Origin of the sequence: Paenibacillus sp. BK720, assembly GCF_011761545.1 — a bacterium.
In the GTDB taxonomy this organism is placed as follows: Bacteria; Bacillota; Bacilli; order Paenibacillales; family Paenibacillaceae; genus Pristimantibacillus.
This window is the reverse complement of sequence record NZ_JAASRQ010000005.1, coordinates 534,765-551,960: the sequence shown is the minus strand read 5'-3', so window position 1 is coordinate 551,960 and position 17,196 is coordinate 534,765. Positions and strand designations below refer to the sequence as shown.

Genomic DNA, 17,196 nt, shown 5'->3' with positions numbered 1-17,196 from the left:
AGATCATGCACCTCCTCCAGAGAATAATTCTGCAAGTGCGAGCTCAACGTCAACAAGACGCGCCTTGTATTCCATATTTTGTGCTTCTAAATCTGAAATAACCATTTCCGGGTCCTTTCCGATAACTTTCGTTTCGAAAGTGCCATCCTCTCGCCGATCTTTAATCTTCATCGTCCAACCCCTCCGAATACGGATTTAATGCCCGATATATTGCTCGTCGTTGAGCGCGTTACCGACAGCCGGATAGCCGCTCTTTCCTGAGGTGTCCCTATTCTATAAGTATAGCTTGTTTCAGATGTATTCCCGTCGATATTGATCGTTGAGGATGCACTCATAGCTGAATAAACTTCATTAGTCACATGAACTGAAGCAGTCGGAATTACCGTGAGATTAGAGTCGATGTCACGTTGTATCCATAAAGCGATGGTATCTATTTTGTCAGACGGATCACCAGCATAACGGACATCCATGGCCAACGGCTGTACCTTATTCGCCCAAGTATACGTGCCTCGAAATTTGACGTATGACGATGCTGCTGCACCGTACAATACAGGAGGAACAGTAACTGTTCCTAGAATATATGGGAGCGTAAAACATACCCCTGTTAGATCCTTAAATGTTGAATCTATTACTACAGCAGGTCCAAAGGTAGTAGTTCCTACAGGACACTTAACAAAGGACAAACCATCATTGTTATCGTTATACGGGATATAGATATTACCGGTTGCATCCTCACAAAAGCCTCCACTTTGCTCTGATAATAAACCATTAGTAACTGCACCAGCCGCTGACCATGTAGCACCTTTATCATCTGAATAATGGAACTGGATGTTCCAAGTACTGTAGTTACCCGAGCTATAAGCCACCCAGTAACGCCCCGCAGATGGGCCGTTTTTCTGAATATGACAAATAGATAAGCCCCTATAATAGCTACTCCCAGAACTTGCCCCCATCTGGGATGTAAATGTACGTACATCCGTTTCTGTGTTAAGTGTGAAGATATAATTATAACTGTAGGATGACCCGTCATAAGAAGCATAGGACATAAGCACTTCACTCCCCAGAGCACGCATGGTGATCCACGGAAGTAGCTGCTGGCCAGAGCTAGTATACGCAGTCACCCAACCATTGTCCCACGGTTGCTCGTCGTCCCAGTATGCCCCGGACAGATCTGTAGATTGCCTAAAATACATTCTATACCCTGCAACAGGTTGTGATTGAACGTATGATACAATAAGATTTTTATCCGTTGCTGTTATACCAGCTACATATAGACTCCCAACTTTGGGGTGAAATTGAAACACAGGGGTAGTAGTTGTCAGGTCTACATTAGCCTGCGTAGCCACGTCAACTCTGTACAGAAGCATCTTTCTACTATCCTGCGGTGGGGCTAACCAAAAAATGGAATTTCCCACAGCGAGAATCCCCCCATTTCCATACTGTGGTCCACTATATAAGCCCAATCCAGATAACGTACAAACAACACTCCAATTAACTCCTCCATCTTTGGATACATGCATAGTCGAAGTGAAAGATCCGCTTCCTAGCATAGTAATAGCTACTAACCATCCGTTATCAAGCATAACCAACTTATCCCCCGCCCGGTTTCCTACCATGGCAGCTGATGCTGTAGTAAGGGACGACCCTGAAACTGTTACAGTAGTAGGCTTTGGAAGCCCTCCGAATACTAGCTTTCCATTTCCTCCGATGGTTCCGGCAGATCTATAAATAGCAGCACCGGTAGCATACCCCTGTGTAGTCGCTGTAAACTGGATACTAGTGCTATTTGGAACAGATGTGATCCGAACCCGTTCAAACTTCGTTGTAGTTGTCGTGTCGTGAATAGTTACTTCTTGACCAACTGCAAATGACTTTCCTTTCACATATGTTACTGTGGCCGTAGTTGATCCGGTTCCCAAAGCAACTTCAACAGTAGCCATAGTGTCATCACGCTTCAGAATTGAAGAAGAGTCATTACCGCCAATCATGTCATAGAACAGATCAGTTGCACCGTCTATACGGTCTTGAAGGTCCCGAACATCCTCACGCTGTTTCATCAGTGCGAGTTCCCGTCTAAGGTAGGATATATCTTTATTTACATCTGGATCTAACGGGTGAACATGATCCTCGCGCGCATACATAGTCGACGTGCCTACAGCAGCAACTCCATTTAAATTAGGAATTGCTGTTCCCGCCTGACCGATTACAAAGGCAGTAGTAGCGATCTGTGGAGTGTTCGTACCTACAGCTGCCGTCGGTGCTGTAGGGGTACCGGTTAATACTGGTGATGCAAGTGGTGCACGAGTAGTATCCGTCGGATGAACATGGTCGGCGCGGGCATATTTCGCTGACGTGCCAGCAGCGGCTGCGCCATTCATAGTTGGAGCAGTCGATCCTGCCTGACCAAGTACGAATGCAGTTGTTGCAAGTTGAGACGAACTTGTATCCGCTACGGCAGTCGGCGCTGTCGGCGTCCCCGTCAAAGCCGGGCTAGCCAAAGACGCAGCGTCCGTAATCCCGTAACCCGACAGCGTTGTCGGATTCGACCCCGCAGTCACCCGGCCTTTTCCATCCACTGTCACGCTTTTGTAGGTCCCCGCGCTCACTCCGCTATCGGCAAGCTTTGCCGATGTTACGGCCCCATCGGCAAGCTGAGTTGCCGTCACGGTACTACTCGCCATCTTGGCTCCTGTTACGGCATTGGCGGCAAGCTTGACGTTTGTAACCGCCGAATCAGCTAACTTGGCCGTTGTAATTTCTCCATCCGATATCGTGGTGTCCAGGTTTGACATTGCCATATGGATTTCCTTAATTGCCCCGGCAATATTTTTTGCCGCGGTTGGCACGGTGGACATTGCGCCGATCGTGGTATCCAGCGTATCCGCGTTGGCATTAAAATTCTCAATATCTACAACATCTGTTCCTTCGGGCTTCATCAGCCCGAGATTACTTGTCGTTTTCATTGCTTTCCTCCTTCGTATACTTTTAATTCGGACCATGTTTTTGCATGGGCATCTCCCCACGATAATTCCGTCAGGTTATCCCAAACCGTATAAATGTACTTGAAGCTATAAGCCAGGTGAGCCGGCTTGATATCCTCAAGCATCTGGATAAAGCCCGGCATGTTTGGAGGTATCCCCTTCGATCCGACAAAGACAATTTCAAACAGATAGTGCTCCGGATACACATTCACCGCGACCTCACCGCCCGAAAAAGCCGCCGCCGTATCGATAATCATCTGTTTCGTTGTTGTTCCGGAACCGAATAGCTTAGCTTTCAATTGCTCCCTTCGCCGCTCGTAAGACTGCGCGCGATTCGCCGCAATGCCCAGCTCGCTTTCCCAGCGCATCAATCCCCAGGTTGCCGTGTCGATAAAACTCTGGTCCAGCAGATCATTACCTTTCTCAGCAAGCTCCGAAATTTCATAACCGGCGGCTTGTTGAAGCTCTTTCATTTCGGTTATTTCTCTGTAATAGGAAGGTAGATAGGCTAATAGATCAATGCCATTAAGATTGCTATTGCCGTCCTCCCCCTCCTCCGCTCCGTATGCCAGCGCCCCATAGACTTCATTTCCGTATGCCAAACGTTCACACCCCCTTAAGTTGATTCCAAGTTACTCTAGGGCTTAGTTTTCCACTGGCCAAATCATAAGCCGATTTGACCGCGCTTGCGGTGGCTGCCTGCACGGTGCTGGTACTCGTAACGGTACTGTTAAGCTGTACGATACCTGCCGCGGTAACGGAAGCTGCCGTTTTATTGCTTATGCCAGACCATGGAACGTTGTCTGCAGCAACGGCAGCGTCTACTTTGCCGTCATTATCCGTATCATAGATGGACTTCAGCATATCTCCGGCAGTCTGGGCAGCAACTAGCACAACGTTTCCTCCGCTGGTTCCGATATAAAGCTTCTGGCTGTCCGTGCAATAACCAAGCTCTCCTTCGGCCAGCAAACCGATATTGATCTCCAGTCCCCGGCGGATCTGAATTAGTGCTCTCCTGGCCATCAGAACGTTCCGCCGTCTACGGTTCCTACGGTGAGCCTATTGCCATTCGCAGCATCGTAGATAATAGCGGCGGCATCAATATTAACGGCAACACCGCTTGAGCCAACCGTGATACCGCTACCTGCCACGACTGAAATAGCGTCTGCTGCAACCGCAATCCCGTTACCCGCTCCAACATTTAGAGTCACGCTGTCTGCTTGTCCTCCGCCCGTTAGGCCGTTGCCGGCCCCAACCGTTTGGAGCGCGCCGCCAGTCCGAACCCACGCCGATCCGTTCCAGGAGTAAATCTTTTGCTCATCGTCGACATAGCAGGTCCAGCCAACCGCAGGCGGATAATACGTCCAGGTGGACGATTGCCATTCCGCAATCTGATTGGTCTTGCCCGACCAGACGCCTGTTGCGCTGCCAGGGATGACATAACGGTCGCCATCAGCCGGGGTTGATGGTGGAGCTGTCGTTGTCCGGTTTTTTACGGAAGCTTGCGGCTCAATATTTCTTTTTGCCAGTTCGATCTCATTTCTAATCTTTTGGGCCGACCATAAATCCGTTACTGCTAAACCGGAATCGTTAATCTGCCTGTGCAGACTGGCGTCATTGAGATGTCCTCTTAGTTCCGCCGCCGTCAAAGTGTTCGATCCATCCGAAATCTTATTAACGTGACCGCTTGAAAGATCGGTCTTTAACACTTTGCCGTAGCTTGATCCATCAATGATATCGTCCAAGGAGCCCGATAACTCGGTTAATTTCCGCGCATTGACCGCTTGCCAGGCCGTGCCACTGTCGAAGTACATGTAACCGGCATTTGTTCCGCTTGTCACATAATAGAGACGTCCCAAAACGGATGCCGTTGGCCTTGCGGCCTCCGTCCCGGACATCGCCCGTCCGATAAGCGTATTTGCGCTGCCGTCTCCAATAAAAATTTCTTTCGTGTCCGTACAAAATCCCATTTCGCCGGATACGAGAGGCCCATGAGCATCCAGTTGGGCTTTTGTGCCCCTTTTCAGCTGTATCGTTTGAGCCATTCCATCACTCCCCTATAAAAGATCCCCCGTCAACAACACCGTTGGTTCTGTAATCCTCGATTTCTTTCTGCGTTGCGGCCAGACTTTCTTGCAGCCCGTTAATATCATCCGCCTCAACGACATCGCCCGGCGTCTCGTAAGTCACGTAAACTTCATCCGCATTTGAAAAGATTTTGACCTGACGCCTCCATGGCGTTTCCGCTGGTATAGAGACGACAACGTCTTTGACTAACGAGCCCGTATATTTCGACCCCGTATAGACACGAATCGTACTCTCCAGGATGTTATCGTGCGCCAGAAATCCGACATACGAACCGCCCGTCATCTTCACTCTTTCTTCTATTACATAAAGGCTTCCATTTGTTTTGGCATTTAATTTGGGTACAAAATGATAAGGCATGCTTACACCTCCAAATTCACCATTCCAAGTATGGCTACTTGATCCGGGGATATCGGGATGTTGGATATGCCCCCGTTAATCTGCAGGAAGGAGTAATCGTTAACTCCCTCAATATCCAGAAGTAATGCACCGATACGAACGTATTTAGGAGAAGGATCCTCCGCAAAAGCGAGTCCCTTCAGGTAGGCGGCAATCGCCGATTCAACGTTCTTCTGGACATCCGCCAAGGATGCCGAACCGCTCAGAATCAGCTTAGCCGTAAGATTTACGGCCACTCCCTCTGCAGGGGATACGGTTACGATAGCCCCAATAGGAGCCACCTCTTGTCCCATCCCCGGCAGCGGACTAATGAAGTTTTGCACTTCCTCGGTCAAAGCCGCGGATGCGGGTCGCATCTCGCTGTCCAGGATGGTCACTTTTACCGTACCCGGCCCGTTCCACAGAGGCTTCACGTAAGCCGCTCCGACACCGGACACGGATAAGGCCCAGTTTTTATAGTCGGATACATTCCCGCTGGTTCCCGGTTTTTGCACCTTTGCTAGAAATCGCTGCCTTAAGGAATGATCATCCTCTTCGTTTTCTCCAGGGATCAAAACCTCTGATAACACCGCCTTCGCAAGACCGTTAGTATAATCAATGGGAAGCATCTGTCCGTAATTGGCATTCCCCGCGCTTCCAGCCGTCTCGGCTTGCAGCTTATAATTGCCGGTCGAGATCTTCTCGGTTACTTTGTAGGACAAGCCATCCAAAGAATAACGGCTGCCAATTGGAACCTCCATAAGTACATTTTCATTGCTGTAAAATAAACCAAGCCGCTGGGCCTTAGAGGCGAGCTGGCGTTCGATTCCGAAATCCGCTGTTCGCCGCGCCAAATACTCCCCGGACGAGGTATTTCCGAATACCAGGTTCAAGTTGATATCGAGATCGGCATAGATTTGGGCCAACTCGGCTGCCGCCGGAGCAAGAGCATCGTAAATAATACTTCCTTCGCGCTTGTCTACGGCGCCGGGTACCCGGTCAAGCATACGCTGCAAGATCATTTCGAAGGTTTGTGTTTCGTACAATTAGAATCCTCCTTTCTCAATGGCTACGGAGCCGTAAATCGTAAGAGCCGTAAAACGAACGGCAGCCTCGTCTCCGCTTCCGGATATTTCGAAATCCTGAACGGCGCTTATGCGCTCATCCTGCAGCAGAGCATCACGAATGCAGCGCTCGTAATCGGTGCGGAATATTCCACTTTTCTCGCTTCCGTAGTTCCCGGAATAAATGAAATGGGCGAATCGCTCCGTATCGAGTATTTTGTAAATCGCCTGCTTTACGGCATCCTGCCCATCAACTAGCCCCGTAATCTTCCCTCGCTCAATATCCAATCGATAGGTTCGGCTGGTCTGTTCTACTTCTTCTGACGCGGTATTCAGAACCGCTCCTTCAGGCAAGATCAATCCGGCAACCTCCCTATCACTACATATTTCTCACCGCCGGCCGCACGCATTAAGATCAGCTTCGATCCAAGTTCCAGACTGGAACCGAGATGCTCCGGTACAATTAAAAAATCCGCCGAAAAGGTGAGACGTTGATCAACGTTCACTTCCAGCGGATTTACATTCGTAACCGTTCCGTACATCACGGCCACCGGCTGTATCGAGCTTAAATATTCCTTTACGATTTTTTTTACTTGGTCGTTAATGCTCATGCGCCATACACCTTTAGATCCAGGCTCATCGTATGCTCGTCCCCTTTCATTTGATGGGTGCATTCTTCAACGAGGAAATATTGATTAATCCCCTGTTCCTTAATCGTGATTTGCAGCTTCACGCCGGCACGCATGCCGATATAGCCAAGGGCATCCAGCTTAAATGTTTTCTGCTCGCGGCCCTTCAGCTCCATCACGCGTTCCATCATCGCATTGATCTGGGCTTTATTAAGCCCGTCATCAACTTTCTGATAGTATTGCAGGCGTCCCCACTTGCCAATTTTTGAGCTATCCTGCAGAATATAGGCTTCGCGCTTGCCCGTTTCTTGATTATCCTTCACCATCTTCACCCGGTTAAACGTATCCGAATCAATGTCGCGTTTCAGCGAATAGCCGTATACGAGACTTCCATCACCGAGAATCAGATCGATTGTCATATTATCGATATCTTTGAGTGTTAGATACCCGGCATCATCATACAAAACGTAAATGCGCCCCTTAGCGATCAACGTCTCGTCAAGCGCTTTATAAATCATATCAAGCCTTTTTTGCCCATCCTGCGAAAATGTCTTTATGGGATGAATCGTATCCGCGATATCCCCTACTGCAAGTCCCACCTCATGCGCGTTATCCTTCAGCACTTGGGTAGCGGTAACGTTCGTCTTCACGTACGTATCGGTTTCGAGCAAATACCGGAGCTGATCGTACGCCGTTACTTTTAATTCCCGGTCCTCGGAATCCTCCAGTACAAACACATATCCGCAAAAAAGGACCGTATCGTTCATGCGCAGCCTGACGACGTCGCCGCAATTGATCTCATAATGAGACTCCTGGTAGGACGGGTTACGAATAATCGTAAATTGCAGCGTGCCGGCTTTACCGGTTCTTTTTGTACTCCAGCTTAATTCCGGTACAAGCTTGGAAAGGTTCCAGAGCGTTCCATTGCGGTTATCGACGATAAGCTCAAACATGGGCATCAGCGCCTCTCCGGCAATTTAAGTACTTTACCGACCGGCAGACGCTTGAGCTCCGCATCCGTAATTCCGTTAAGCTTTTGAATATCCTTCCACCGCGCGCTGTCGCCTAGTTGCATGCCGGCTACCTTTATAAGGGTATCGCCCGGTTTTAAGGTATACGTCTTTGGGGGCACCCGATCATCCGATCTTGTAGAAGACCCCTTGAGGAGTTTCGTTTTACCGTCGGCCGTTGTTACGGCTTTGACTTTTTGCGGGTAATGGAAGACATACTCCTTCAACTTAAGCGAATAAAAAATATCGCCCGGGGATCCCGCCTCTTCCCAACGCTCGAAGGATTCGATAGACATCGGCAGACTGATTTTCGCTGAATCATCCTGGGTGTTGCTGCCCACGTAAATAAACCGGACAGGGTAACCGCTGTGCATCCATCTGTTTATATCGTTCACATAGGCGTTGGGATCCGGTACTTTCGGTTTCCAGTCGACGCCGCGCAGCACATTAAAAATCGTATTCAAGGATTCGGTTCGGTCCAGAACGGGATCATACTTTTTCCAATGATAAATACTTTGATTAAAGGGATAGTTGTGTCCGGGAAAAAAACTCTTGAAGCTTATTTCCGCAAGCCCCGGCTTCTCAATCGTGCTGATTGGACCGGTGCCGACAATATTGTATTCCTTGCCTGATCCATCCCGTTTAATGTTGATTTCGTCGGGCAAGACCGGAAACTCCCATCCCTCCTTACCATTGTTCCAGCCGATCATCATTGTGAACGGACTTGTCTCCGCCATTTTTACACCACCTTTTTTAACGTACAAAGGCGCTCTTAATAGAGAGCGCCTTCGCATAACCTATTAACCGTAAGCACCCTGCGCGGAAGACTGAATCTCCTGCTCCATCGTGCTGCCGATCCTTCGGATTACCTCGTCTACGTCAACGTCCTTCGATATCGGCCCAGTCGTTACTTGAACCGTCGGCGTCAGCGTTACAAAGTTCTGAATCGCATTCATTTCGGCAATGTTCCGCATCATTTCAATATCCTCGCTGGAGATGTCGACCGTATTATTGATTTTGCCGACTTCACCCACTTCTCCGATCTTGGGAATAGTTCCGGCGCCGGCGCCGATTACTGGTACTGTTCCTGGTGGGTTGGAGTAAGTACCGCTTACCAAATTACGATAATCCCCTTTACCTAGAGGGTTGGCATTCTTTTCTTTTTCTTTCTTTAAGCGATCTTCTTCACGAGCTTTTATGATGTCATCCGTCCGATTCTGTCGCTTAGCAGCTTGATCCGCAGCATTTGCGAAAGCATTCTTTTTCTGATCTGCCGCAAATGACTGAATGCCTTTGGTGAGATTCTCCATACTGAAGTGACCTTGTATTTCAAAGGACGAGCCCGTGACTTTATTTACAATTTGCAATACATGATTAATACCATCAATGATTCCATTTATTACATTATCATAAATAAAGCCAATTTTTTGAGCAAGCCAGACGTAGGGTGCTAGCATAGCTTCAACCATACCCCAAAAGAATCCTGGAATTTGGTCAAAGAAATTGAGTATGGCATTCCAAACACCCATTAACGCCGCTGCGAACTGGTCATTCGTTTGCCAAAGATGAATAAGCCACACGATCAGCCCGACAACAACCGAAATAATAACGATAAAAATATTGGTCTTCATCGTAGCGTTTAAGGTTGACCATGCCTCCCGAAGACCAAAAACGGCTACCATCTGGATGAACAGGGCAGCAGTGGAGATTCCGGAAGCTACCGCCTGGAATACCTGCGTGATAGCTTGCCATTTGGTTATTAACCATAGGCCGGTCATTGCTGTTACCAGCCCCCAAATAATTGGTTCAATAATCGGCATATTGTCGCTCATAAAGCCCACTACGGCAGACACTGCCGTGAACAACTGGCCGGCAAGTTGTGCTGCAATAGAAATGGCTGCACCAAAGCCTTGAAGGAATTGCCCCCCGGCAGGACTGTTGATCAACTGGCTGATTTGCTGGATGACCGGACCAAAGGACTGCAACGCTGTACTCCGCATTTGCGCCATATAATCAGCGAAGGACAACGGCATCTCTCCGAACTTGCTACTAATATCGCCCGAAGCCGCAAATAAGGAGTTTTTAAGAATATTTGCGGTCAGGCCTCCTTTCTCCGCCATTTTTTCCAGCTGGCTTTCTGATTTACCCGTAAATTGAGAGATAGCCGCTGCAATCATCGGGGCTTTTTCCAAAATGGATTTGAATCCGTCGCCGCTCAGCTTTCCTTCCGACATTGCACCGGCAACTTGATCCATCCCCGACTTCTGATCTGCCATGCTGGTTCCGCCTAACCGGAACGATTTTTGCATAGTTTCCGCGAATGCTATCTCCTCATCATTGCTCTTAAAAGCCCCTGTTGCTCCGAGCTTGCCCACCATGCCAAGCATGTCGGAATAACTCCCTCTTGAGCGGTCGGAAGCGGCAAAGATTTTCGACTGTAATTGTTCAGGCGACTGCAGCTTGTCATTAATCGCTTCGATTCGAGTCAGCGAATTCATATAATCGTCGCTTAGCTTCATACCGTCCTGCAAGCTTTGAATAGATGCGTACTTGCTGATTAAACCCTTAAGCCCTTTATCCAACAAGCCTACAACGCCTTGTCCTTGCTTAACCACGGCGTTTACATTCTCTTGTTGGGCTGCGGTTTGACCCAGCGTATTGTTGGTTTGAGTGAGCGAATTGTTGATTTGCTGATAGCTGCTGGCGGTTTGAGTAAGCGTATTATTGATTTGTTGGTAGTTGTTATTAATGGTTTGGGTAACCTGTACAACCTTCAAATTATTTTGAACCAGACTTTGCATCCCGCCTAATCCTGCCATCGTCCGATCTAGCCGATCAACGGCAGCTTCCATCTTTTGCACTTGCTTAATTAAGCCGCCAAGCGGTTTGGACATTGTATTTATCAGGTTGATTGCAATAGCAAATGTAGCCAGAACTTTCACCTCCTTTCCAAAATAACGTATCGATTACCTTTTCCTCGCGGCTTCCTTCTCTTTCTTAATCCGAATATCGATGGATGCCATGATAAAGGCCTTTTCCTCCCGGGGTAATTGAACAAATTGTCCCGGGAGGATATACAGCTGATGGAGGGCGTAGTGGGCGTAATTGGCTTCGCCGTCCCCCTCCATGATTAGTTTTTTGCTTCGTCAATCAATTCGTTCATTCCGACGTCAAAGCCGCTAAGCTCCTGAATCTTGCTCACGATGGTAGACATTTCACCGGCCAGCAGCACTTTTTGCACATATTCGTCCGCCGTGCGGCAGCCAAGCTTTTGAATGCTAGCTGCATCCTTGAAATCCGGCACAATCGTATGGTTAATAACCGCACGCAAATTGAATTTTTGCGCATCGAACTCTACCTTGCGGCCTTTGCGGATCTCGGTCGCGCTTTTGCGGATTTCCTCGAATTCTTGGCTCGTCATCGCCTTAATCGTAAATTTAAGCGGCAGTCCATCGGCATTCTTGAAGCGCGGGGAAACGATAATTTCCTCTGTCAGATTATCAACAGGGTGGTTATTAAGAAATTCTTGCAGATTCATTGAGATCTACCTCCGTATATGAAATGAGGCCGCCTGTTAGGCGCCCGTAATGGTATTGAATTGATCAAGCAAATCATAGCCGTTAAAGGTAAACGGCATTTCCTCGTCGAGCATATCGTCGCTGGTCGCGTCAAACTTCGTTGCGATGATGCTGTCCAGGTTACAGCCCTTAAGCATAACCGATTGTTTGCCGGAAGCGGATCCCGGCTGCTCGTTCGTAATATGAAGATCGAACCAGAAATCCTGACCGGTCTGAATGTAAGACCACATCAGCTGTCTGAACACGGAAGTCACATAATAAACCGTCAGCGTACCGCTGCCTTTCCAGCCTGCTGAACGTTGCGGCGTATTGGTTCGCCCTAGAACCGGCACATCCACTTTATTTTTTTCAATCGTTGCTTCAATCGATTTTGCATAAAACAACTCTTCCACACGGCCGTTAATCGTTGCAGTCGCCGTCGCTTGTTTGCCGCTAATGGCATCAGATTCCAACATAAAAGGCATTTAAGTCATCTCCTTAGTTTACGGTTACCGTAATGTAAATTTTTTCGACACTGTCCGCGGGTTGAACATTCAAATCAATGTTGACCGCATCGGTCTCTTGCCCGGCATATACAGAGATATCATTTTGAGCGTCAAAATTTTGTACCGCCCCAATCCCCTGAAGCGTGCCGATATTGTTAATGCATTCCGACTTGAGCAAGTTGCGTCCTGCGGCGTTATTCGAAACTTTACCAAGATAGTAGTCAGAGAAAATACGGACAAAATCATTATTAATGCCATCCAAAACCCGGATTACGCGGTTTTTGCTGAAGGCTTTCGTTTTTTCCGCCGTAAAGCTTGTTAAGCTGTTAATGTCCTGCTCGACTACCGCTCTGCCACTACTCGCCGTAAACACAAACTCGCCGTTTCTGAGCGCCGCATTGATCTGGCTATTGGTATAACGCGGAGAGACATCTACCGCATCGTCATAAACGCTATAAGTAAGTGATTCGTTCACATCAGCTGCCGCTGTTGCGCCGGCCACCCATGCTGTCGCCTGCGCCGCCGTGAGAATCGTGCCATCGCCGAGTACTACACCGTTCTTAACGCTAATCACGCCTTCGTAATCAGCTGCCGGATCATTCTCGACAACCGCCTGTACCTTCTTGCCCTCGTCATCACGAAGTCTCTTAACAAAGGAGGCATACACATTTTTAAGCGTATTGTCCGTTCCAACATAAGCAACCGTGTTGAAATCGAACAACTCCAGGTCAGACAAAAAGTTTAAATGATCTGCGTTAGTAACCGCTCCATTCGTACCGCCCGCAAGCGGCGCGCCTGCGCTTGGCGTCAATGCACCAGTCCCCGTCCAATCGACCCAATCATTTGACTTCAATTCGGAAATCATCGTTACCGTCTGCTGGTCGGCTTGGGCCTGGTCTACAAACGTTTTTACATCATATTTCGCGGAGTCATCGATATTATTCTCGATAACAACCGTCAGGTCATTCCCCCGGATACCGCCGTATTTCGCCGTTGCTGTCAGCTGACCGATTGTAATGGTTGCTTTTTCACCCGTATTCAACCGATAAATGAACAGCGTCTTCGCACGTTTCAACGCCTCCCGGACAGGCAGAATGGAGCCGGCGCTCAAGTCATAGCCGAGCTTAGTCAGCGAATCGTCCCCCGCATCCAAAGTGATCATCTTTTGTGGTGCTCCCCACGAGAGCGGAAGCGCCATCGCCGTAATTCCTCGAATCCCCAGAGTTCCAAGCGCTTGTCCTTTGCCGCCAACGTTCACATAAACACCTGGCCGGACCTTATTTTGCATCGTAAATGTTCCACCTGCCATCTTTTACTTCGCCTCCTGTTTTAGATACTGCTCGATTTGTTTTGCTGCATCGTCGACCGTGTAAAATTTGCCTTCTTCTAATAAGGCTTTAAGAAAATCCCTTTGCAGCGGCGTAAAACAACTTGCCTTCAAGATTTGCGCCTTGGAATAAGTGGTTTGCTTCACTGATTTGCTCATGCCTTTATACCTCCTGTTTGCTGCAATGTCATCATCCGTGGAATATTTGTTGCTTCCTTACTAACCGTACAACTGTAATCGACATTAAAATGAAGTGCCCCTTCTACAATTTGGTGCCTCATGTTCGCGCCATTGAATGGACCACTTTCTACCGCAATTACCTGCAAACTCGACGTTAACTGCTCCGCCACATCGTACAGATCCTCGTTTCCGTCTGTACCGGAATACAGAATGAGAAACGGAAAATCCCGATGATAACGATTGCCGGGCTCAAGCCGATGGGTTGACTCCAACAATTTTACGTAAAAGCACGGCGGCTCAAGCACCTGCTTAATGTCATCGCCCGAGACCGGTATTAGCGGAAATTCGTTGATCAGGGCTTGAATCACAGCATGTCTTACATCGTTAATCGATATCTGCACGGCATCACCTCAATTCCTTTTAAGAATAGACAACAAAAAAAGCCCTGCGCTCTCGCAAAGCTTTGCCGATCAACCCATTTCATTTTTCACCCAAACCGCTGGTTAGCGCATATGGCATCTCCTCCCCCTTCATCATCCGATAATGTTAGCCTACGATAAAAGGCTGCGGAACTATTGTCCGCAGCCTGGCATCCAAGTAGAAAGCCGCCCTAGGAAGGCGGCTGGCTACTGGTTAACATTTCATTTGATACTATCATATTAGCATGGGTTGACTTGCCAAAACAGTACATTTAAGGGGACAACTTTAGGGACAACTTTAAGCGGAAAGAATAATATACTGCTCAATCGCCTGTTTTCTCCAACGCTTATACGTTCGTTCAACAATCCCCAGAAGGCTGATCGTTTCTTCTACCGTTTCTCCCTCAACATACCTCAAGCGAAGAAGCTTGGATAAATTCGGTTTATAGCACTCGAGCGCCATTAGGATGGTGTCAATCTGACTAAGCTCCTCCTGCAAATACTGCAGCTCGGTTATACGATCAAGAACCGCGTCAAAATCATTTTTCGTATCATCGTATCCCCGTGCGGCAATCACCTTCTTGATTTTCCCGCGCAGCTCAGCCAGAAGCATCTCGTCCTCTTCGTTTTCCGGTTCCTTTGGAATCACGGCAAGCTGACTTTTGAGACCAGTCCGTTGTTTGGACAAATAGGCGTTTGCCGCTCTTTCCAATTTCTGTTCGTGTTTCGTTAAGTACTTATAACTTGGCATCCCTCTCAAACTTTGATGCAAAGCCTGCAGCTTATCGTCCTGATTAAGCCGTCTCATCGTCAAACCGGCTCCTATCGGGTAATGATCGAGAACCTGAATTCTAGCCTGAATTTGCTTATATCTATTTAATTGATGAATAACTTGTTTTTCTTCCGTTGTTTTTTCACTCATCCTCAATTTCTCCTTTGCCGGGCTTAATATATATTTGATTAGAACCTTTCATATCTCGCAATATTTGCTATACTATCAATAATTAGATTTGCCTTAAGACTGTCTTGGCTCCTACCCCAAGGCAGTCCCTGCTTTGCCGGTTAAGCCAACAGCTATCCACCATAAGTGGATTTATCTACTTAAAGTAGATTACTAATCAAAAAAATATCTTCCTTTCAGCGATATTCATTTTTCAAATTGCATCATCCTCTCGTATGCCTAAGTTGCTTCCATAATATTCTTCTTAAAGTAGATTGTCAACGTTAAAAACACGATTTTTTCTACCCTTAAGTTGATTTGGATCAGCCTTTTTTGTACAATTACCTTATAACAAGTATGGAGTGATTATGTTGAGTATCAGCGCAAATTTAAAAAAGCTACGTGAAAAATACGACCTAACGCAGCAGGATCTCGCTGATATTGCAGGTGTTACGAATAAAGCCGTTTCCGCTTGGGAAACAGGCCTGAAAGAGCCTCGCATGGGCGCAATCGAGAAGATCGCGAACAGATTTGGACTCAAGAAGAGTAATCTCATCGAAGAAAATGGAATGGATCTTACGTTTCATCCTAATCAAGAAGAAACAAACGGCGAGGATTGGACCGAGGAAGAATTAAATGAAATCAATGCTTTTAAACGCTTTATCCTGTCGAAGCGTCAACATAAATAAGAGGTAGATTTGAACTCAAATTTACCTCAAACAGGCTTTCCCCTTTTTCTCCCCTGCATCGTTTAATAACCTCATTACTGTTTGTCCAACAATGGACGAATCGCATATCCACTTCTACACCTTCATTTCTCCCATCCTTAGTTTGTCTATTAAACAAACTAAGTTTTTGTGTTAATATGTTTACTACAGCCAATCACGGGGAAATTCTGTTACAATAGGCTTAATGGACGACATGGACGGAGGCAATTGCAGTTGAAAGTAACTACAACGGGCGATTTGACCCTTATAAAAAAAATAAACACATCCATCGTGCTGGAAGCCGTGCTGAAGCATGCCCCCCTCTCGCGGGCGCAAATTTCCGAGCTAACAGGGCTAAACAAAGCAACTGTCTCCAATCTGGTTCAAGACTTGATTGACAGTGATCTCGTATTGGAGATTGGTCCGGGGGAATCAAGCGGCGGACGCAAACCGGTTATGCTCCTGTTTAACGGCAAGGCCGGTTATGCCGTAGGGATCGATCTTGGCGTTAACTACATTCGCGGAGTGCTGTCCGACCTTGAGGGGAATGTGGTTGCCGAGCTTCAGAGAAGCCTCAAGAAGCATCAGCTCGAGTTCACTCTGAAGGAACTGGTTCAATGCATAGAGGAGTTAATTGGCAGAGCGCCAGCTAGTCCGTATGGAATCGTGGGAATCGGCATTGGCGTGCCGGGTATCGTGGATGATCAGGGCTCCATCCTGTTCGCCCCGAACCTGGAATGGCAGCATGTCGAGCTTCAGCAAATGCTGGAGGAACGATTCCAGCTTCCGGTTACCATTGACAACGAAGCTAACGCAGGCGCGCAAGGCGAACAGAAATACGGAATCGGCCGCGGAATCGCCCATCAGATCTATGTCAGTGTCGGGATTGGTATCGGTACGGGCATTATCCTTAATAAAGAATTATATAAAGGAGCAACCGGATTCTCCGGCGAGCTTGGGCATCTGTCCATTGAATATAGCGGCAAGCCTTGCCGATGCGGCAATGAAGGCTGCTGGGAGCTGTATGCTTCCGAAAATGCACTTCTTGAGCAGGCTGCTCCGCTTGGCTTCGACAGCTTAGAGGATCTTCTTGACGCAGCCGAAGCCGGCAATGAAGAGGTTCGTGCGTTGTTCTATAAGATTGGCGAGTACATGGGCGCGGGTATTTCGAACATTGTAAATGTGTTCAACCCCGACGTTGTGATCATCGGCAACCGCATGAGCCGGGCGCAAAGATGGCTTGAGGAAGCGGTACAGACATCGGTTACCCGACGCACCTTGCCCTATCACCGCGAGCGGCTCCGAATTCTTTTCGCCGAGCTGCAGGATCAATCGGCCGTACGAGGCGCGGCGTACTATGCAATCAGCAAATTTTTTACAAAAATTAAGAGCGGATAACGACAAAGGCTGCCC

General features: G+C 47.9%; 21 protein-coding genes. 2 read left to right on the top strand and 19 right to left on the bottom strand.

Annotated elements, in window-relative coordinates:
• Positions 1-3: 3 nt before the first annotated feature.
• The 19 genes from FHT67_RS21450 to FHT67_RS21365 form a co-directional block, all read right to left on the bottom strand.
• Complete coding sequence (locus FHT67_RS21450; RefSeq protein ID WP_167201269.1) at positions 4-171, bottom strand: hypothetical protein; 168 nt, start codon at positions 169-171, stop codon at positions 4-6.
• A complete protein-coding gene (locus tag FHT67_RS29740; protein ID WP_208403411.1) occupies positions 168-2,963 on the bottom strand; it encodes a hypothetical protein in 2,796 nt (931 codons plus the stop codon). The genes FHT67_RS21450 and FHT67_RS29740 overlap by 4 nt, the downstream gene beginning before the upstream one ends.
• Positions 2,960-3,583, bottom strand: a complete 624-nt coding sequence (locus FHT67_RS21440; RefSeq protein ID WP_167201268.1) for a YmfQ family protein — start codon at positions 3,581-3,583, stop codon at positions 2,960-2,962. Before FHT67_RS21440 ends, FHT67_RS29740 begins: the two co-directional genes overlap by 4 nt.
• A 4-nt stretch (positions 3,584-3,587) precedes the next feature.
• Positions 3,588-4,004: a tail fiber protein gene (locus tag FHT67_RS21435; protein ID WP_167201267.1), complete on the bottom strand. Its 417-nt coding sequence runs from the start codon at positions 4,002-4,004 to the stop codon at positions 3,588-3,590.
• Complete coding sequence (locus FHT67_RS21430) at positions 4,004-5,026, bottom strand: DUF2793 domain-containing protein (RefSeq protein ID WP_167201266.1); 1,023 nt, start codon at positions 5,024-5,026, stop codon at positions 4,004-4,006. The genes FHT67_RS21435 and FHT67_RS21430 overlap by 1 nt, the downstream gene beginning before the upstream one ends.
• Before the next feature lie 4 nt (positions 5,027-5,030).
• Positions 5,031-5,426 (bottom strand): phosphoglucomutase, encoded by a 396-nt coding sequence (locus tag FHT67_RS21425; protein WP_167201265.1) that lies wholly within the window; start codon positions 5,424-5,426, stop codon positions 5,031-5,033.
• Positions 5,427-5,428: 2 nt separating this feature from the next.
• Entirely contained in the window at positions 5,429-6,490 is a 1,062-nt protein-coding gene (locus FHT67_RS21420) for a baseplate J/gp47 family protein (protein WP_167201264.1), read from the bottom strand.
• Positions 6,491-6,868, bottom strand: coding sequence for a DUF2634 domain-containing protein (locus tag FHT67_RS21415; protein ID WP_167201263.1), 378 nt, complete (start codon positions 6,866-6,868; stop codon positions 6,491-6,493).
• Positions 6,865-7,119, bottom strand: coding sequence for a DUF2577 domain-containing protein (locus FHT67_RS21410; RefSeq protein WP_167201262.1), 255 nt, complete (start codon positions 7,117-7,119; stop codon positions 6,865-6,867). Before FHT67_RS21410 ends, FHT67_RS21415 begins: the two co-directional genes overlap by 4 nt.
• Positions 7,116-8,096 carry an XkdQ/YqbQ family protein gene (locus FHT67_RS21405; RefSeq protein ID WP_167201261.1) on the bottom strand — a complete coding sequence of 327 codons (981 nt, stop codon included), beginning with the start codon at positions 8,094-8,096 and terminating at the stop codon, positions 7,116-7,118. Before FHT67_RS21405 ends, FHT67_RS21410 begins: the two co-directional genes overlap by 4 nt.
• Positions 8,096-8,884 carry a LysM peptidoglycan-binding domain-containing protein gene (locus FHT67_RS21400; protein ID WP_167201260.1) on the bottom strand — a complete coding sequence of 263 codons (789 nt, stop codon included), beginning with the start codon at positions 8,882-8,884 and terminating at the stop codon, positions 8,096-8,098. The genes FHT67_RS21405 and FHT67_RS21400 overlap by 1 nt, the downstream gene beginning before the upstream one ends.
• Positions 8,885-8,947: 63 nt before the next feature.
• Positions 8,948-11,089, bottom strand: coding sequence for a tape measure protein (locus tag FHT67_RS21395; protein WP_167201259.1), 2,142 nt, complete (start codon positions 11,087-11,089; stop codon positions 8,948-8,950).
• A 24-nt stretch (positions 11,090-11,113) separates the two neighbouring features.
• On the bottom strand, positions 11,114-11,275 hold the full coding sequence (locus tag FHT67_RS29735; protein WP_208403410.1) for a hypothetical protein: 162 nt from the start codon (positions 11,273-11,275) through the stop codon (positions 11,114-11,116).
• Between the two features lie 2 nt (positions 11,276-11,277).
• Entirely contained in the window at positions 11,278-11,685 is a 408-nt protein-coding gene (locus tag FHT67_RS21390; RefSeq protein WP_167201258.1) for a phage tail assembly chaperone, read from the bottom strand.
• Between the two features lie 36 nt (positions 11,686-11,721).
• Positions 11,722-12,189 carry a phage tail tube protein gene (locus FHT67_RS21385; RefSeq protein WP_167201257.1) on the bottom strand — a complete coding sequence of 156 codons (468 nt, stop codon included), beginning with the start codon at positions 12,187-12,189 and terminating at the stop codon, positions 11,722-11,724.
• A 13-nt stretch (positions 12,190-12,202) separates the two neighbouring features.
• Complete coding sequence (locus FHT67_RS21380; RefSeq protein ID WP_167201256.1) at positions 12,203-13,519, bottom strand: phage tail sheath family protein; 1,317 nt, start codon at positions 13,517-13,519, stop codon at positions 12,203-12,205.
• A 3-nt stretch (positions 13,520-13,522) separates the two neighbouring features.
• Positions 13,523-13,696 carry a hypothetical protein gene (locus FHT67_RS21375; protein WP_167201255.1) on the bottom strand — a complete coding sequence of 58 codons (174 nt, stop codon included), beginning with the start codon at positions 13,694-13,696 and terminating at the stop codon, positions 13,523-13,525.
• Positions 13,693-14,118, bottom strand: coding sequence for a phage tail terminator family protein (locus FHT67_RS21370; RefSeq protein ID WP_167201254.1), 426 nt, complete (start codon positions 14,116-14,118; stop codon positions 13,693-13,695). The genes FHT67_RS21375 and FHT67_RS21370 overlap by 4 nt, the downstream gene beginning before the upstream one ends.
• Before the next feature lie 316 nt (positions 14,119-14,434).
• On the bottom strand, positions 14,435-15,058 hold the full coding sequence (locus tag FHT67_RS21365) for an ECF-type sigma factor (protein WP_167201253.1): 624 nt from the start codon (positions 15,056-15,058) through the stop codon (positions 14,435-14,437).
• A gap of 389 nt (positions 15,059-15,447) precedes the next feature.
• Between FHT67_RS21365 and FHT67_RS21360 the strand changes: the two genes are divergently transcribed.
• Together FHT67_RS21360 and FHT67_RS21355 are read left to right on the top strand one after the other, a co-directional pair.
• The gene (locus FHT67_RS21360) at positions 15,448-15,765 is read left to right on the top strand and encodes a helix-turn-helix transcriptional regulator (RefSeq protein ID WP_167201327.1); all 318 of its coding nucleotides are present in this window, start codon (positions 15,448-15,450) and stop codon (positions 15,763-15,765) included.
• A 252-nt stretch (positions 15,766-16,017) separates the two neighbouring features.
• Positions 16,018-17,181 (top strand): ROK family transcriptional regulator, encoded by a 1,164-nt coding sequence (locus tag FHT67_RS21355; RefSeq protein ID WP_167201252.1) that lies wholly within the window; start codon positions 16,018-16,020, stop codon positions 17,179-17,181.
• Positions 17,182-17,196 lie beyond the last annotated feature (15 nt).

Bases quoted from the DNA above. Each gene is read 5' to 3' on its own strand.
- FHT67_RS21450 (WP_167201269.1), bottom strand. From the start codon at position 171: ATGAAGATTAAAGATCGGCGAGAGGATGGCACTTTCGAAACGAAAGTT.
- FHT67_RS29740 (WP_208403411.1), bottom strand. From the start codon at position 2,963: ATGAAAACGACAAGTAATCTCGGGCTGATGAAGCCCGAAGGAACAGAT.
- FHT67_RS21435 (WP_167201267.1), bottom strand. From the start codon at position 4,004: ATGGCCAGGAGAGCACTAATTCAGATCCGCCGGGGACTGGAGATCAAT.
- FHT67_RS21430 (WP_167201266.1), bottom strand. From the start codon at position 5,026: ATGGCTCAAACGATACAGCTGAAAAGGGGCACAAAAGCCCAACTGGAT.
- FHT67_RS21425 (WP_167201265.1), bottom strand. From the start codon at position 5,426: ATGCCTTATCATTTTGTACCCAAATTAAATGCCAAAACAAATGGAAGC.
- FHT67_RS21410 (WP_167201262.1), bottom strand. From the start codon at position 7,119: ATGAGCATTAACGACCAAGTAAAAAAAATCGTAAAGGAATATTTAAGC.
- FHT67_RS21405 (WP_167201261.1), bottom strand. From the start codon at position 8,096: ATGCCCATGTTTGAGCTTATCGTCGATAACCGCAATGGAACGCTCTGG.
- FHT67_RS21400 (WP_167201260.1), bottom strand. From the start codon at position 8,884: ATGGCGGAGACAAGTCCGTTCACAATGATGATCGGCTGGAACAATGGT.
- FHT67_RS29735 (WP_208403410.1), bottom strand. From the start codon at position 11,275: ATGGAGGGGGACGGCGAAGCCAATTACGCCCACTACGCCCTCCATCAG.
- FHT67_RS21390 (WP_167201258.1), bottom strand. From the start codon at position 11,685: ATGAATCTGCAAGAATTTCTTAATAACCACCCTGTTGATAATCTGACA.
- FHT67_RS21385 (WP_167201257.1), bottom strand. From the start codon at position 12,189: ATGCCTTTTATGTTGGAATCTGATGCCATTAGCGGCAAACAAGCGACG.
- FHT67_RS21380 (WP_167201256.1), bottom strand. From the start codon at position 13,519: ATGGCAGGTGGAACATTTACGATGCAAAATAAGGTCCGGCCAGGTGTT.
- FHT67_RS21375 (WP_167201255.1), bottom strand. From the start codon at position 13,696: ATGAGCAAATCAGTGAAGCAAACCACTTATTCCAAGGCGCAAATCTTG.
- FHT67_RS21365 (WP_167201253.1), bottom strand. From the start codon at position 15,058: ATGAGTGAAAAAACAACGGAAGAAAAACAAGTTATTCATCAATTAAAT.